Annotated in this window: 15 protein-coding genes; 1 reads left to right on the top strand and 14 read right to left on the bottom strand. The window is 69.1% G+C overall.

The genetic code is table 11. From position 1 onward, the window contains the following. Positions 1-92 precede the first annotated feature (92 nt). Positions 93-857, top strand: coding sequence for an SDR family oxidoreductase (locus M2352_RS17830; RefSeq protein ID WP_264665852.1), 765 nt, complete (start codon positions 93-95; stop codon positions 855-857). 2 nt (positions 858-859) lie between these two features. Here M2352_RS17830 and M2352_RS17825 read toward each other — a convergent pair whose 3' ends face one another. From M2352_RS17825 to M2352_RS17760, 14 genes are all read right to left on the bottom strand, one after another. After that, positions 860-1,225, bottom strand: a complete 366-nt coding sequence (locus M2352_RS17825; RefSeq protein WP_264665851.1) for a 4Fe-4S dicluster domain-containing protein — start codon at positions 1,223-1,225, stop codon at positions 860-862. Next, a complete protein-coding gene (locus M2352_RS17820; protein ID WP_264665850.1) occupies positions 1,222-2,841 on the bottom strand; it encodes an FAD-binding protein in 1,620 nt (539 codons plus the stop codon). The genes M2352_RS17825 and M2352_RS17820 overlap by 4 nt, the downstream gene beginning before the upstream one ends. Before the next feature lie 29 nt (positions 2,842-2,870). Beyond that, the gene (locus M2352_RS17815; RefSeq protein WP_264665849.1) at positions 2,871-3,947 is read right to left on the bottom strand and encodes an ABC transporter substrate-binding protein; all 1,077 of its coding nucleotides are present in this window, start codon (positions 3,945-3,947) and stop codon (positions 2,871-2,873) included. Further along, positions 3,944-5,170, bottom strand: a complete 1,227-nt coding sequence (locus tag M2352_RS17810; protein WP_264665848.1) for an MFS transporter — start codon at positions 5,168-5,170, stop codon at positions 3,944-3,946. The genes M2352_RS17815 and M2352_RS17810 overlap by 4 nt, the downstream gene beginning before the upstream one ends. Then, the gene (locus M2352_RS17805; protein WP_264665847.1) at positions 5,167-6,246 is read right to left on the bottom strand and encodes an ABC transporter substrate-binding protein; all 1,080 of its coding nucleotides are present in this window, start codon (positions 6,244-6,246) and stop codon (positions 5,167-5,169) included. Before M2352_RS17805 ends, M2352_RS17810 begins: the two co-directional genes overlap by 4 nt. Before the next feature lie 28 nt (positions 6,247-6,274). Further along, a complete protein-coding gene (locus M2352_RS17800; protein WP_264665846.1) occupies positions 6,275-6,655 on the bottom strand; it encodes a 4Fe-4S dicluster domain-containing protein in 381 nt (126 codons plus the stop codon). Beyond that, positions 6,652-8,256, bottom strand: a complete 1,605-nt coding sequence (locus M2352_RS17795) for an FAD-dependent oxidoreductase (RefSeq protein WP_264665845.1) — start codon at positions 8,254-8,256, stop codon at positions 6,652-6,654. The genes M2352_RS17800 and M2352_RS17795 overlap by 4 nt, the downstream gene beginning before the upstream one ends. 12 nt (positions 8,257-8,268) lie before the next feature. Next, positions 8,269-9,033 carry a sulfite exporter TauE/SafE family protein gene (locus tag M2352_RS17790; RefSeq protein ID WP_264665844.1) on the bottom strand — a complete coding sequence of 255 codons (765 nt, stop codon included), beginning with the start codon at positions 9,031-9,033 and terminating at the stop codon, positions 8,269-8,271. A 15-nt stretch (positions 9,034-9,048) separates the two neighbouring features. Further along, the gene (locus tag M2352_RS17785; RefSeq protein WP_264665843.1) at positions 9,049-9,633 is read right to left on the bottom strand and encodes a thioredoxin family protein; all 585 of its coding nucleotides are present in this window, start codon (positions 9,631-9,633) and stop codon (positions 9,049-9,051) included. A 204-nt stretch (positions 9,634-9,837) separates the two neighbouring features. Further along, positions 9,838-10,590: an ABC transporter ATP-binding protein gene (locus tag M2352_RS17780; protein WP_264665842.1), complete on the bottom strand. Its 753-nt coding sequence runs from the start codon at positions 10,588-10,590 to the stop codon at positions 9,838-9,840. A 22-nt stretch (positions 10,591-10,612) separates the two neighbouring features. Continuing rightward, positions 10,613-11,380 carry an ABC transporter permease gene (locus tag M2352_RS17775; RefSeq protein WP_264665841.1) on the bottom strand — a complete coding sequence of 256 codons (768 nt, stop codon included), beginning with the start codon at positions 11,378-11,380 and terminating at the stop codon, positions 10,613-10,615. A 23-nt stretch (positions 11,381-11,403) separates the two neighbouring features. After that, positions 11,404-12,267, bottom strand: coding sequence for an ABC transporter permease (locus tag M2352_RS17770; protein ID WP_264665840.1), 864 nt, complete (start codon positions 12,265-12,267; stop codon positions 11,404-11,406). 214 nt (positions 12,268-12,481) lie between these two features. Continuing rightward, positions 12,482-13,819, bottom strand: a complete 1,338-nt coding sequence (locus tag M2352_RS17765) for a hypothetical protein (protein ID WP_264665839.1) — start codon at positions 13,817-13,819, stop codon at positions 12,482-12,484. A gap of 57 nt (positions 13,820-13,876) precedes the next feature. After that, a complete protein-coding gene (locus M2352_RS17760; protein WP_264665838.1) occupies positions 13,877-14,101 on the bottom strand; it encodes a hypothetical protein in 225 nt (74 codons plus the stop codon). Between the last annotated feature and the right edge of the window lie 584 nt (positions 14,102-14,685).

The following is a 14,685-nucleotide window of genomic DNA, read 5'->3' as shown; positions in this document are numbered from 1 at the left end:
CGGCAACGAAAAAGCGCAAGAAACGGGTGTTTCCCCCGCCCTCTCCCCGGCAGGCTGTCCCCACAGCCAAACCTGAAAACGGGAGGGATCGGATGGGACAGCTCGACGGAAAGACCGCCATCGTCACCGGGGCCAGTTCCGGCATCGGCTATGAGGCGGCGAAACTCTTCGCGCGGGAAGGGGCGGCGGTGGTGGCGGTGGCCCGCCGCCGGGCCGAACTGGACCGGCTGGTGGACGCGATCACGGCGGCGGGCGGCACCGCCGTGGCCGTGGCCGGCGACGTGGCCGAGGAATCCACCGCCGCCGCCGCGGTGGAGGCGGCGGTCAGCCGGTTCGGCGGGTTGGACGTCGCCTTCAACAACGCCGGCATCCTGGGCCCCGCCGCCCCGGTGCCGGACATCGCGGTGGAAGACTGGCGGGCGGTGCTGGACGTCAACCTGACCGGCGCCTTCCTGGGCGCCAGGCACCAGATCCCGGCCCTGTTGGCCCGTGGCGGCGGGTCGCTGATCTTCACCTCCACCTTCGTCGGGCACACGGTGGGCTTTCCCGGCATGGGGGCCTATGCCGCGGCCAAGGCGGGGGTGATCGGGCTGATGACGGTGATCGCGGCGGAATACGGCCCCCGCGGCATCCGGGCCAACGCCCTGCTGCCCGGCGGCACCGACACCCCCATGGGCCGGGCGGCGGCATCCACGCCGGAGGCCCGGCGCTTCGTGGAGGGCATCCACGCCCTGAAGCGCCTGGCCTCCCCGGCGGAGATCGCCCGCTCGGCCCTCTACCTCGCCTCCGACGCGTCGAGCTTCGTGACGGGCACGGCGCTGGTGGTCGATGGCGGCGTGTCCATCACGCGGACGTAACGTCAGAGGCCCGACCGCTTCCACGCCGTGCCCAAGGGCTCGGGGAAGGCTTCGTGCATGCGGTACGACAGGTCGCGGTCCGTGCCGCCGGGACGGCCACGCGCCCAGCCCAGCGTGCGGCGGTAGCCGCCCAGAAGCCCCGCCGCCTCCAGCGCCGCGGCGTCCACCGTGGCGTCGGGGGTGACGCGGGGGGAGACGTAGAGCGCGTCCACCGCACAGAAGAGTTCGCACAGATAGCAGGTCTGGCAATCCTCCTGGCGCGCCACCACCGGCGGGCCGTCGGCGGATGCGTCGAACACATCGTCGGGGCAGGCATCGACGCACGATCCGCAGCCGATGCAGCGGTCATCCAGAACCAGTTCGATCATGCGGCCACGGCCTCCTCGTGCGCGGGGGCGGTGCGGACCCACAGGGTGTCCAGGCCGCCGGTCAGGATGTGATGGTGCTGCGACGGGTCGCGGGCGGGGAAATCCGACCGGCGGTGCAGGCCGCGGGTTTCCGTGCGCGCCTGCGCCGCCGCGGTGATCCACCGCCCGGTGGCCACCAGCGCCGCCGCCTCGCGCGCACGGATGACGGCACGGGCGTGGGCGTCGGGGGTGGGGTAGGCGCTGTCCAGCGCCAGCCCGTCGCGCACCGCCGCCCACAGCCCGTCGAGCACGCCCGCGGTGTGGGCCAGCGCTTGGGCGCTGCGCCGGAAGCTCTTGGCCGGCGGCACGATTTCCGCCTGCACCGCCGCGGTGACCGTGGCCGCATCGACGGACGGTTTGGCCACCCGCGGGCGCAGGCCCGCCTGCCCCAGCCCCGCGAACACACGGGTGGGCGCCTTGTCCCCCAGTCCGGCGGCGAAGGCGGCGGCGTCACGCCCGGCCCAGGTGCCGGACGCGATGCACCACGCCACCGCCGGCCCGCCGCCGCTCATGGCTGTGCCGGTCAGGATCTCGCGGGTGGTGGCGTCGCCCACGGCGTACAGCCCCGGCACGCCGGTGGCGCACACATCGTTCACCGCCAGCCCGCCGGCGGCACGCACCGTGCCCTCGTACATCAGCTTGACCGGGTAGCGGTCGGTGAAGGGGTTGCCGCCCAGCCGCTGGAAATAGACGAAGATGTTCGGCTGGCCCAGGCGGTAGCCGTCCTGGAGATAGGGCCCCGCCTTGTCCAGCACGGCATAGACTTGGCGCCCGGCGGCCAGCGCCGCGGCCACCTCGTTGCGGGGAACCGGCTGGCCGGCGCCGTCGGAAAAGCTGCCGCTGAAATAGATGATGCCCTTGGTCAGCCCGCCTTCCAGCGGGGCCAGGGCGTACTGGCCGGAAAACTCCATGCCCGAGAAGCCCGCCCCGGCTTCCGCCGCGAACAGATAGCCGTCGCCGGTCAGGTTGTGGGTGCCGACGGTGCCGGAACGGAACGCGGTGCCGCCGGTGGCGATCACCACGGCACCGGCCCGCACCGCCCACGTCTCCCCCGTCCGCCGCCGGATGCCGGCGGCCCCGGCGACCACGCCGCCCGCTCCCAGCAACTCCAGCGCCGGGCTGTGGTCGAGGACACGCACGCCCTCGGCCAGCAGGCGGTTGCGCAGGAACACCATGTAATCGGGACCGCGCAGGTTGCCGCAGAACGCCTTGCCCTCCTCGTTCCGCGGCCAGGGGTAACCCCAGCGGGTCATCAGTTCGATCTGAACCGTGGTCTCGTCATAGACCCGCCGCACATGGCTGCGCACGGCGAAACCCTGGGCGGTGCCCATGCGGTCGTCCAGCATGGCGTCGTTCTGGAACGTGTCGCCGGGCACTGTGTAGAACAGCGTGGTGTTGGCGGGGGCGGTGGCGCCGCTGGTGCCCACGTACCCCTTTTCCACCAGCACGACGCTGGCCCCGGCAGCGCGGGCGGACAGCGCCGCCCAGCATCCCGCCGGCCCGCCGCCGATCACCAGCACGTCGGCGGTGAGCGTCAGCGCGTGGGACGATTCCGTCACCCGCGTGGGAAGAACCATGGGTGTTTCTCCTCTGTCTCAGGCAGGGTTCAGGACCGCGGGGTGCCGTCCGCGGCGCGGCGGGGCCAGAAATCCTCAAGCTTCAGATCCTTCAGCGCCGCCGCCAGATAGGACGGGTCGAACCACGCATCGAGGTCGATCTCGGTGCGGATCAGCTTCTGCTGCCTGGCGAACGCGATGCCGTCGGCAAAGCGCGCGCGGGTGTAGTCGTCGATCAGGATGTTGAACTGGCTCCTCAGCGGCTCGCCGTCGTAATCCTCCTTCAGGACCGCAGAGGGGATGCCGGACTTGGACCACACCGCCACCGCCTCCTCCCGGTTCTCCTCGAACGAGGCCCAGTGGGCGGCGCGGACGAAGCCGCGGACCACCTTGGCGGTGGCTTCCGGGTACTGCCTGGCGAAGTCGTTGTGGACCAGCACGCCGCTGAAGGTCTGGGCCGAGGACGGGCCCTGGCGGGTGCTGTAGATCACCTTCACCACCCCCTTGTCGCGGAGCGGCAGCAGGAAACTGGCCCCGAACGCCGCATCGACGCTGCCGGCGGTCAGTGCGGCCAGCTGGTCGGCGTTCTTCAGGTCCACCAGCGTCACGTCCTTTTCCGTCAGCCCGTTGGCTTCCAGCGCGCGCAGCAGGACGAAATGGATGATGGTCGCCTTTTGCACCGCGATGCGGCGGCCCTTCAGATCCTTCAGATCGGCGATGGGCTGGTCGGCGCGGGCCACGGCGAACACCCGGGTCGGGCCGCCGGCCAGCACGATGCGGGTGGGCAGGCCGCCGGCCTTGCCGATGATGTTGGGCAGGCCGCCGTAGACGCCGAAATCCACCTGACGGTTGGCCAGCGCCTCGTTGATGGCGGGGCCGGTGGCGTGGAAATAGGTCCACTCCACCTTGGTCGGCGTGCCCTTGAATTCATCCTCGACGAAGCCCTTGACCTGGGCCACGCCGATCAGCCCGGTGCCGTAGGGCTGGCCGGAGCCGAAGCCCACCGACCCGAAACGGACGGCGGCGGGGGCTTCTTCCGCAACGGCGGGGGTGGCGGCGGGGGCGGTCAGGCCGGCGGCCACGACCGCGGCGGACAGCAGGGAGACGAGGGTGGAACGGACGCTCATGGCAACACGGCCTCTTCTGTCAGGGACGATGAGGGGGGAGGAGAAGGAAGGGAGACGAAGGCCGCGGCGGCGGCGGCCATCAGGGCGGCGTTGAGCATCAGCCCGGCGCCGGGGCCGGTGTGGCCGATGTCCATCACCACGCCGACCACCATCGGCCCGGCGACGAACCCGGCGTCGCCCACCGTGCGCAGCAGCCCCATCGTGGCGCCGGTGCGGCCCGCCGGGGCGCACGACGCGGCAAAGGCCGACGCCGCCGGCCCGCCCAGCCCCAGCGACAGCCCCAGCAGCACCAGCGCCGCCCAGAACAGCCACGCCGAATCCGTCATGCCCAGCACCGCCAGCGACAGCGCCACCGCCGCCGCGGACAGGGAGATGAGGAGCCGCGGCGAATACCGGTCCACCAGCCACCCGGCCAGCGGGATGATCGCCAGATGGGCCAGCGCCGACAGCGCCAGCGCCGTGCCGATGTGGGCCGGGTCCATGCCGAACCGCCAGGCGGCCACCAGGGGGATCAACTGCCACTGGGCGGCGGTGCGGGTGAAGAAGATGCCGAAGGTGACCAGCGCCACCCGCACGAACCGCCCGTCGCGGATCAACGGGGCCACATCGCCGCCGCTCTTTCCGGTCACAGGCGGTGCCGGGGGCGTGACGGGCCGGGTTTCCGGCAGGAAGGCCAGCGCCACCAGCCCGGCCAGCCCCGACACCACGGCAAAGCCCCAGAACGGCGCCGCATACCCCCACCACGAGGCCAGCAGCCCCCCCGCCGCCGGCCCCAGCCCGGCCCCGGTCAGCAACGCCGACTGGTACGCCGCCATGCGCCGCCCGCGGTTGGCGGCGGTGCTGAGATCGGCCACCACGATCATGGAGCCGGTCATGTAGAGGCCCGAGCCGACGCCCTGGAGGAACCGCCACGTCACCAGCGCCACGAAATCGCCGGCCAGCGCCGCGCCGACCGAGGCGCCGGCCAGGATCAGCGGCCCGCCCCACAGCAGGAACCGCCGTCCGAAACGGTCGGCCAGCATCCCCGCCGGCAGGTTGACCACCAGCCGGGCGATGCCGAAGGCGGTGGTCACCAGCCCGATCAGCGCCGCGCCGACGCCGAAGGAATCGGCGTAGAGCGACAGCACCGGGATCACCATGCCCATGCCCATCATCACGAACAGGATGATGACCATGATGGCGGCGAGGATGCGGGTCTCCCCGGACGGCAGGCGCAGGATCATGATTTCGGCTTGCCGTCGTCACCGCGCTCGGGCCAGACGGAGTCCAGCTTCAGCTCCTTCAGGGCGGCATCGAGGAAGCTGGGGTCGATCCAGGCGTCCAGGTCGATGGGCGCGCGGATCAGCCGGTTTTCCTGGGCGAAGGCCACGGCGTTCACGTACTGGGCGCGGTAGAAGCCGTCGATGCGCGGGTTGTTGCGCTGGGCCAGATCCTGCCCCGCCAGATCCTCGGCCAGTGCGGCGCGGGGGGAGCCGGACAATGACCACAGATCGATCAGCGCCTCGCGGTTCTCCTCCAGCGAGGACCAGTGGGCGGCCTTGACGAACGCCTTGACCACGCGGCGGGTGTGATCGGGGTACGCGGCGGCGAAATCCTCATGCACCGTCAGGGCGCCGAAGAAGCTGGCCGGCTGGGGCGGCCCCTTGGTGTCGGCGACGATATCGACGATGCCCTTGTCGCGCAGGCCCAGAAAATTGATCGACCCGAATGCCGCGTCCACGTCGCCCGACGACAGCGCCGCCAACTGGTCCGGCGCGGTCAGGTGGACGATCTGGAGATCCTTTTCCGTCAGCCCGTTGTCGGTCAGCAGCCGGTTCATGGACAGGTGGTTGATGGTGCCCTTGGCCACCGCCACCCGGCGCCCCTTCAGATCCTTGATGGAGGCGATGGGCAGCCCCTTGCGCGCCGCCACATAGATGGTGCCGACGCCGTAGGAGGCGACGATCCTGGTCTTCAGCCCGCCGGCCCGCCCGACGATGTTGGGCAAGCCGCCGTAATTGGCGAAGTCCAGCAGCTTGTTGGCGATGGCCTCGTTGATGGCCGGGCCGGTGCCGGTGAAGAAGGTCCATTCGATCCTGATGCCGTCGGCCTTGAACTCGTCCTCGAGGAAGCCCTTGGCCTGCAGCGTGCCGATGATGCCGGTGCCATAGGGCTTGCCGAAGCCGGCCCCCTGCCCGCCCAGGCGGATGACGGACGGAGCGTCGGCCGCCAGGGCGGAGGCCGACAGGGCGGTGCCGGCCAGCAGCGCCGCGGCGGCGGCCACCGCCGCCCGCCACGCCGTCTTCATGGTCTTGGTCATGGAACGTCTCTCCGGAGAAAAGGGGGGGTCAGGCCGCGCGGGTCGTGCCCTCGGCGGGGGCCGGGCGGGGGATTTCCATGCCCGCCGTGGCGGCGCGCAGGCGGAAGGTCTGGTCCTCGGCGGTGCCGCCCATGCGGCCCCGCTTCCAGCCCAGCGCGCGGGCGTAGCCGCCCAACAGGCCGCGGGCGGCCAGATCCGCCTCGTCCACCGTCACCGCCGCGTCCGCCTGGGGCGCCACATAGAGGGCGTCGGCGGGGCAATAGATCTCGCACAGGAAGCAGGTCTGGCAGTCGGCGGCACGGGCGATGCGGGGAACCCCGTCCGGGTGGGGGTCGAACACATTCACCGGGCAGACGCGCACGCACAGGCCGCAGGCGGCGCACCGGGATTCGCTGACGAGCGTGATCATGACGGAACTCCCGAACGGGTGACGGTGGTCTCAGGAACGGGCCGCGCCCACACCCGGCCAAGGCCGCCGCTGAGGATGCGGCGGGCCTGATCGGGGTCGGTCAGCGGGCGGTCGGTGCGGCGGTTGATGCCGCGGGTTTCCGGGCGCTGGCGGGCGCTGGCGACGATCCAGCGGGCGGTGGCGGCCATGGCCGCCGCCTCGCGCACCCGCACCGGGTCGCCGGACAGCGGGCGGGCGGCGATTTCCGTCCACACCCCGTCCAGCCGGTCGCGGGATGCGTCCAGCCCGGCGCCGGTGCGGAACAGGTTGCGCTCCGGCGGCAGCATCTCCGCCTGGACCGCGCGCACCACCTCGTCCGCCGCGATGGCGCTGCCGCCGTCGGACGGCCGCAGGCCGGCGCCGCCGATGGCGCGCAGGGCCCGCCCCGTCCCGGCGGTGCGGGCGAAGACGGCCGCCGCCGCCCCCGACAGCGCCCCGGTGGCGATGGCCCACGAGGCGTTGGGGCCGCCGGCCCCGGTGCTGGCGCCGCCGATCTCCTCCCGCGTTGCCGCATCCCCGGCGGCGTAGAGGCCGGGCACGCCGGTGGCGCAGGTCTCGTCCGTCAGCCGGATGCCGCCGGTGCCGCGCACCGTCCCCTCCAGCCGCAGCCCCACCGGGAACCGCTGGGTGAAGGGGTCGATGCCCAGCCGGTCGAAGGGCAGGAAGCAGTTGGGCTGGCTGCGGCGCAGCCACCCGCGCATGGCCTCGTCGGCCTTGTCCAGTTTGGCGTAGACGGTGCGCCCGGACACATGCGCGCTGGCGATGGTGGTGGCGCGGTCGCCCTTGGGCTCCACCGGCGACCCGTCCTCGTGGGTCAGGGTGGCCCAGAAGAACGGCAGCCCCTTGGTGACCGAGGCGTGGGCGGCGGCGATGCCGTAGACGCTGGAAAACTCCATGCCCGACATCACGGCCCCGGCCTCCGCCGCCATCAGATAGCCGTCGCCGGTCAGCACGTTGCACCCCAGCGCCTTGGACAGGAAGGCACAGCCGCCGGTGGCGATGACCACGGCCCCGGCCCGCACCCGCCAGCGCTGGTTCTGCTGCCGGCTGTAGCCGGCGGCCCCGGCCACCGTTCCCTCGCCGTCCACCAGCAGTTCCTGCGCCGGGGAATGGTCGAGCACCCGCACGCCCGCTTCCAGCACCAGCTTGCGCATGAAGCGCATGTAGTCCGGCCCGCGCAGGTTGGCGCGGTACGTCTGCCCCGTCTCGTCCACCGGGAACGGATAGCCCTTGTCCGCCAATTGGTCGATGCGGCGGAACGAGATCTCCATGGTCCGCTCCAGCCACGCGCGGTCGGCCAGACCATGGGTGCCCGGCCAGCGTTTGGCGATCAGGGCCGCCCGCTGCGCCGGGTCGGGCAGATAGAGCGCGCCGGTGTTCGACGGTGCGGTGGCGCCGCTGGTGCCGACATAGCCCTTGTCGGCCAGGATGACGGCGGCCCCGGCCTCCCGCGCCGCCAGGGCGGCCCAGGTGCCGGCGGGTCCGCCGCCCAGCACCAGCACGTCGGTATCCAGAACGAGATCCACGCCGTCGGGACCGGGGTGGGCAACAGGTGCGGTCATGCAAAACGTCCTTCAGGGGGAGGAGGAAAAGGCATCGGCGCACAGCTTCAGCCCGGTCAGCAGCAGCACGGCGTGACTCAGCCGGTGGAACAGCCCGTCGTTCAGCCGGCGGGTCAGGCGCACGCCCATCCAGATGCCCAGCGGTGCCAGGGGTGACAGCACCAGGGCGGTTGCCATGTTCGCCGCGCCCAACTGCCCCAGCCAGCCATAGGGAACCAGCTTCACCCAGTTGACGATGCCGAACAGGACCACGGTGGTGCCGGCCAGGGTCATGCGGTCCAGCCGCTGGGGCAGCAGCCACACCATCACCGGCGGTCCGCCGGCATGGGCCAGGAAGCTGGTGAAGCCCGACACCCCGGCCCAGAACACCCCCGCCGCCCGCGACGGCGCCCGTGCCGCCGCCTCGGGCCGGGCCAGCAGCCGCGTCAGCCAGTAGCGGCCGGCGAAACCCACCGCCAGCAGACCGATGACCAGCCGCACGGCGTCTTCGTCCAGATGGCCGAAGGCCAGCGTGCCGGCGCCGATGCCGATCAGGGCGCCGGGCAGCATCACCCTCAGCAGCGTCCCGTTCCACGACCGGCGGTAGGCCCACAGGCCGAACAGGTCCATCACGCACAGGATCGGCAGCATCACCCCCGCCGCCTGCACCGGCCCGGCCACAAGGGCCATCAACGGTACCGACAACAGACCCAATCCCCCCAGCCCGCCCTTGCCGATTCCGGCGAGCAGAACCGCCGGAACGGCGGCGAGGTAGAACAGCGGGTCGGTGATGGGCATGGGGGGTGCACCGGATCAGGCGGGGAGAACGGCGTCCGGCTCGTTGCCGGGGCGCCATTTGATGTTGCAGCCGATGCTGTTTTTCTGCTCCGCCGGCGGCGCTTCGCCGGCCAGCAGTCGGTCAACGGCGGCACGCAGGTCGCCGCCCGTCACCGGCGTGGCGCCGTTGGGCCGGGCGTCGTCGAACTGCCCGTGGTAGTAGAGGCCGCGGCTGCGGTCGTAGAGGAAGAAATCGGGGGTGCAGGCCGCCTGGAACGCCTGGGCCACCCGCTGGTCGGCGTCCACCAGATAGGGGAAGCCGTAGCCGACGGCCGCCGCCTCTTCCGCCGTCTTTGCCGGGGTTTCTTCCGGGTGGGCGTCGAAATCGTTGGCGTTGACGGCCACCACCGCCAGCCCGCGCGGCTGGTAGTCCGCGGCGAAGGCGGCCAGCGCCTCGCGGATCAGCTTCACATAGGGGCAGCGGTTGGAGATGAAGGCCACCAACAGCGCCGGCGCCCCGTCGAAATCCGCCAGCGACACCACCTTCCCCGCCGGGTCGGGCAGGGAGAAGGCCGGGGCCGGCGTGCCAAGGGCCAGGCTGTTGGACGGGGTCAGCGGCATGGGAACTCCGTTTCTGGAATGTTGATGAGGAAGCAGTTGCGAATTTCTTTGTGTGGAATAAATTATTAAACCCATAAAATAAGTAGTCAATAAAGAAAATCCGATTGGAATGATAATAATTTTTCATGACAATCGGTCAGCACCAAAGGACCGGCGGACCAAATTCCGCCAGCCCGTCAAACAACTCGGTGATGAAAATGAATTCTAACGGCTGAGTTCTTTGAGGATTTCGTCCTTCACGGCGGTGAAGTCCGCCGATGCGCGGTCACGGGGGTGAGGAAGGCCCACCGTCACCGCACGGCGGATGCGGCCGGGCCGGGGTTCCATCACCACCACGGTATCGGCCAGATACACCGCCTCTTCCACGTCGTGTGTGACCATCAGCATGGTCACACCCTCCTGCGCCTGGATGCGGCGGAGTTCGTCTTGCAGATAGGCGCGGGTCAGGCTGTCAAGCGCCCCCAGGGGTTCGTCGAGCAGCAGGATTTCCGGGCGGTTGACCAGCCCGCGGGCAATGGCCGCGCGCTGGGACATGCCGCCCGACAACTGGTGGGGATAAGCTTTTTCAAAACCGCCGAGACCGACAAGGTCGATATGCTCCTGCACCGAGCGGCGCTTGTCGGCGGCGGGAATCCGGCTGGCCTCCAGCCCCAGCCCGACGTTCTGCTCCACCGTCAGCCAGGGCAGCAGCCGGTGTTCCTGGAACACGATGCCGCGCTCCAGCCCCGGCCCGCGGATGGGGGTGCCGTCCAGCAGGATGTCGCCGCCGTCGGCGTCGTCCAGCCCGATCACCAGCCGCAGCAGGGTGGATTTGCCGCAGCCGCTGGCCCCGACGATGGCGACGAAGCTGCCCGGTTCGACGGTGAGGTTGATGTTGTGCAGCACCGGCAGCGACTGCCCGTTGACGTGATAGGTCTTGCCGACCCCGCGCAGATCCAAGGTACCCGCAACAGCCATAACGAATGCTCCCCTACGATCCTCAGCGGCCCGCCGGCTGCCACACCAGCATCCGGCGGAACAGACGGTCAAACAGGGTGTTGATGCCATAGCCCACCAGGGCCAGCGTCAGGACACCGGCGATCACGATGTCCATGCGGAAATGCTCCCGCCCCTCCGACAGCACGGTGCCGACGCCAAGACCCAGCCCCATGGCGTATTCCGCCCCCACCGTGGCGATCCAGGCGTAGATCAGCGCCAGTTGCACCCCGATGAAGATCGACGGCAGGGCACCGGGCAGCAGCACGCGCCGCACCGTCTGCACCGGCGACAGCCGCAGCACCCGCGCCACCTCCAGCAAGGGGGCGGGCACGGCGCGCAGGCCGTCGTGGGTGTTCAGCACCATGGGAAAGAACGCCGAGAGCGCGATGAACGCCACCTTGGCCAGATCGCCGCTGCCGAACCATGCGGTCAGCAGCGGTATCCAGGCATAAAGGGCAATCTGGCGCACGGCGTTCAGGCTGGGGCCGACCATGCGCTCGGCCGTGCGCGACACCCCCATCAGCACGCCCAGAACCAGCCCCAGCCCGGCGCCGATGGCGAAGCCCGCCACCATGCGCGTCAGGCTGGCCGCCAGCCCCGGCCACAGGTTGCGCCCGTGGGGATCGGTGAAGGGCACCAGCAGCACCCGCTCCACCGGCACCAGCAGGTGGGAATTCACAAGGCCCAGATGAGCCGCGGCGCTCCACGCCGCCAGCAGCCCCAGGGGCACGGCGGCACCGCGCAGAACGGCGTGGCGGTCAGCGGTCATGGCGCGTCCCCCTTCCCCACCCGTCAGGCCGCATCGGGCGCCCAGCGGCGCAGGCGCTGTTCGATGCGCTTGAGCCCGGCGTCCATGGCCAGACCGATGATGCCGATCACCACCATTCCGGCCATCACGATGTCGATCTGGAACAGGGTGCGGCCCCAGGTCATCAGGTAGCCGACCCCCTCGGTCGAGGCCAGCATCTCCACGATCACCAGCGCGATCCACGCGTGGCTCAGCGCCAGCCGCACGCCGCCGAACACCGACGGCAGCGCCGCCGGCAGCATCACCCGGCGGATCAGGGTCCAGCGGCCGAGCCGGAACACCTGTCCCACCTCCTTGTACTGGCGGGGAATGGCGCGGATGCCCTCGTGGGTGTTCAGCACCATGGGCACGAAGCAGGATTTGGCGATGATGATGATCTTCAGGGATTCGCCGATGCCCACCAGCAGGATCAGGAACGGCAGCCAGCCCAGCGACGGCACCTGGGCAATCGCCTTGAACAGCGGGTTGAGGTACTGTTCCAGCGGTTTCGACAGCCCCATGGCCACCCCCACCGCAACCCCCAGCGTGCCGCCGATGGCAAAGCCCGACACCACCCGCTGCAGGCTGATCAGCATGGCGTCCCCCAGTTCGCCGGTGCGCACCAGATCGGCCAGGGTGTCCAGCACCATCAGCGGCGGCGGCAGGATCTGGGGCGAGAGCCAGCCCCAGAAGGCCGCCGCCTGCCACAGCGCCAGCACCGCCGCCGGCAGCACCAGCGGCAGCAGCCGGTCCGGCACCCCCGCCAGCCGCCGGGCCAGCCGGGCCAGGGCCGCGGGGCCGGAGCCGCCGGGCATCCCGGCGGCCGCCGTCCACCGTTCCGCCACCAGGGTGCCTGTCGGGTGTGTCATGGCTATTCCCCATTTCCCTATAGAACGAATGGACATAATACAGCATACATGTGGAATAGATAAAATAACTAATTTGAATTGTTAAATTTGGACGGCAGCACTCTTCCCACCCCCACCGCCCGGTAACGGGCAAAGACCCAAACGGGAAAAGGCCCGGACCCCCGCGGCGGGGATTCCGGGCCGTCATCTCACCGGGAATTGTCCCGGATACGGGTCACGTCGTCGCTTTGCCTTGCGCCGGGAAGCGGATCAGGCCGTTTTGCAGGTCGTACATGATCTGGTACGCCAGGAAGGTGGTCAGGCCGGTGTTGATGAAGCCGGACTGGGTCTGGCCGACAATCCCCGCCATGCTGGCGGCGTTCTCGCCGATCACCTCGCCCACCGTGAAGGACAGCAGCGACTGGACGTTGGATTCGAACCCGGTGCCCTCACCGCTATCAAGCTGGGTGTTGAGGAGGAGCTGATCGCCCACCACGGGGGTGAAGCCGTCCTTGGAAAGCTGCGGGGGCTGCTCCCCGCTGTGCAGCATCACGCCCGGCGCACCGGTATCGAACACCACCGGCACGCCCACCGCCTGATTCGACGCCACCGCCAGGGAGCCGAAGAGCAGCGCTTCCTCATAGGTCGCGATGGGCTTGGCGGAGGCGGCGGAGGCGCTGGACTGCGGCGGGGTGTAGGTGGTGCCGGTCGCCGTCATCGCTTGGTACTGCGGGAAATAGGGTGCGAAGGCCGACGACGGGCCGAGGATCAGACGCCCGGCCTTCACCGGCAGCGTGCCGGCCCCCGGCGCCGCCGCAGGCGTGGTGAGCGTCACCAGATCCACGATGAAGCTGTCCACCCCGAGCTGTGCCATGATGCTCAGCAGGGCGGGCTGCTGGGAGGGAACCTGCAGGTCGAAAGGATACGGCAGGTTGTGCTTCAGCGGCGGCGTCACCGTCGCCGTCTGCTGCAGCGACACACCGAAGTCGCCGGAGAAATTCCCGAAGATAGGGAAGGAGCCGGGAAGCTCCTGCCCATCCGACAGTTCCAGGATGGTTTCCACCACGGCCATGCCGGTGGTGACGGTGGGCACCGGGCCGTTGTCGGGCACGACGGCCTGGGGGAGGCTGACGGTGGCGACCACACCGGTCCCCAGATAGGTGATGCCGCTGGAATACTGGGTGATTACGGCGCCCAGGTTGGCGGCATTCCCCGAAGCCGGGACGACCGGGTTGGTGCCCGACGCCGTGAACTGCCCCTGGCTGGCCCAGAAGCCCTTGCCACCCGTGTCGAATTCATACAGCACGTTGGTGGCCGTGGCGCCGGTGGACGGGATGGTGACATCCACCACGATGCCGATCTTGTGGCCCTGATCGGACGTCTTTCCCGTCGAAGGCTCGAAAGGAGCGAGATCCGACTGCTTGGGCGGAATCGGGTAGATGTAGAGCGGAACGATGGTCCCACCCAGCGCCGCCACCTGCTTGTCGGTCAGACCGGTGACCGGGGCCGGCAGCGGGGTCGGGGTCAGGGGCGCCACCAGGGGCGGAATCAGGGTTGGGGTCGTATCGGACATGAATGTCGTTCCTTTGGTTCGGGCCGTTGAAGACAGACGGAAAGCCCGCGGAGGCGTTCACGAACGCACGGTGAAGGTCAGCCGGCCGTTCGCGGCGTCGAAGCTGTAGTCGTATTGGATCAGGGGCCGGATACCGACGTTGACCGAGCCGGGAGTGGGCGAGCCGACGGTGACCGGCGCCACCGTCGGGGGGGCCGAAGCGGTAGCGGGCGGACAGAAGGAATAGCCCAGCGGAGTGACGGTATCCGCACCGCCGCCGACCGATGCGCTGATGGGAATCATTCCGCTCGGGCTGGACTGCTGTGTCTTGTTCTCAAGCATACTCCCATGCTGTATAGGAAACAGTATAACCGGCGGGCGCGAAATATCCTCTCCATCAATATATTAAGAAATATTTTTAAATACTTAGGCATATTCATCAAGTAATAACTTTATATTTGATGTCATTATTGATTATTGAATGAATTTCTCTATCTTTTCATGAAGAAAGAGTGCGCCAAACAATCAAATATTGTCAATGATCTAATTCTTATTTATTCTTACGAAATCTGATGAAATATCCTGCCGCCCCGGCTTCGGCGTATCAGAAAACGTCAGATATCTGACACCCCGTCCGCCGGCAGCCACATCTGGAAGGTGCAGCCTCCCGATTCGCCGGACTCCCGGTCCAGTCCGCGTGCAGTGCCGCGATCTTTTTAGAGTCCTTCAGGTGCTTATTGAAGCACCTGAAGGACTCTAAGCTTTTGGTTTTCCCGTGTGATTCACGCTTCAAACGATTCCGTTTGAACCGATCACACTCTAATGATGCAAAATACAGAACAAAAAGCCCCGCCAAAAAGGCGGGGCTGATTGATAACAAAGAAGAC

Origin of the sequence: Azospirillum fermentarium (assembly GCF_025961205.1) — a bacterium.
GTDB classification, from domain to species: domain Bacteria; phylum Pseudomonadota; class Alphaproteobacteria; order Azospirillales; family Azospirillaceae; genus Azospirillum; species Azospirillum fermentarium.
Note: the sequence above shows the minus strand (reverse complement) of the source record. Positions and strands in the feature narration are given on the sequence as shown.

Excerpts from the sequence above, each read along its gene's own strand:
- M2352_RS17830 (WP_264665852.1), top strand. The coding sequence starts at position 93 with ATGGGACAGCTCGACGGAAAGACCGCCATCGTCACCGGGGCCAGTTCC.
- M2352_RS17825 (WP_264665851.1), bottom strand. The coding sequence starts at position 1,225 with ATGATCGAACTGGTTCTGGATGACCGCTGCATCGGCTGCGGATCGTGC.
- M2352_RS17820 (WP_264665850.1), bottom strand. The coding sequence starts at position 2,841 with ATGGTTCTTCCCACGCGGGTGACGGAATCGTCCCACGCGCTGACGCTC.
- M2352_RS17815 (WP_264665849.1), bottom strand. The coding sequence starts at position 3,947 with ATGAGCGTCCGTTCCACCCTCGTCTCCCTGCTGTCCGCCGCGGTCGTG.
- M2352_RS17810 (WP_264665848.1), bottom strand. The coding sequence starts at position 5,170 with ATGATCCTGCGCCTGCCGTCCGGGGAGACCCGCATCCTCGCCGCCATC.
- M2352_RS17805 (WP_264665847.1), bottom strand. The coding sequence starts at position 6,246 with ATGACCAAGACCATGAAGACGGCGTGGCGGGCGGCGGTGGCCGCCGCC.
- M2352_RS17800 (WP_264665846.1), bottom strand. The coding sequence starts at position 6,655 with ATGATCACGCTCGTCAGCGAATCCCGGTGCGCCGCCTGCGGCCTGTGC.
- M2352_RS17795 (WP_264665845.1), bottom strand. The coding sequence starts at position 8,256 with ATGACCGCACCTGTTGCCCACCCCGGTCCCGACGGCGTGGATCTCGTT.
- M2352_RS17790 (WP_264665844.1), bottom strand. The coding sequence starts at position 9,033 with ATGCCCATCACCGACCCGCTGTTCTACCTCGCCGCCGTTCCGGCGGTT.
- M2352_RS17785 (WP_264665843.1), bottom strand. The coding sequence starts at position 9,633 with ATGCCGCTGACCCCGTCCAACAGCCTGGCCCTTGGCACGCCGGCCCCG.
- M2352_RS17780 (WP_264665842.1), bottom strand. The coding sequence starts at position 10,590 with ATGGCTGTTGCGGGTACCTTGGATCTGCGCGGGGTCGGCAAGACCTAT.
- M2352_RS17775 (WP_264665841.1), bottom strand. The coding sequence starts at position 11,380 with ATGACCGCTGACCGCCACGCCGTTCTGCGCGGTGCCGCCGTGCCCCTG.
- M2352_RS17770 (WP_264665840.1), bottom strand. The coding sequence starts at position 12,267 with ATGACACACCCGACAGGCACCCTGGTGGCGGAACGGTGGACGGCGGCC.
- M2352_RS17765 (WP_264665839.1), bottom strand. The coding sequence starts at position 13,819 with ATGTCCGATACGACCCCAACCCTGATTCCGCCCCTGGTGGCGCCCCTG.
- M2352_RS17760 (WP_264665838.1), bottom strand. The coding sequence starts at position 14,101 with ATGATTCCCATCAGCGCATCGGTCGGCGGCGGTGCGGATACCGTCACT.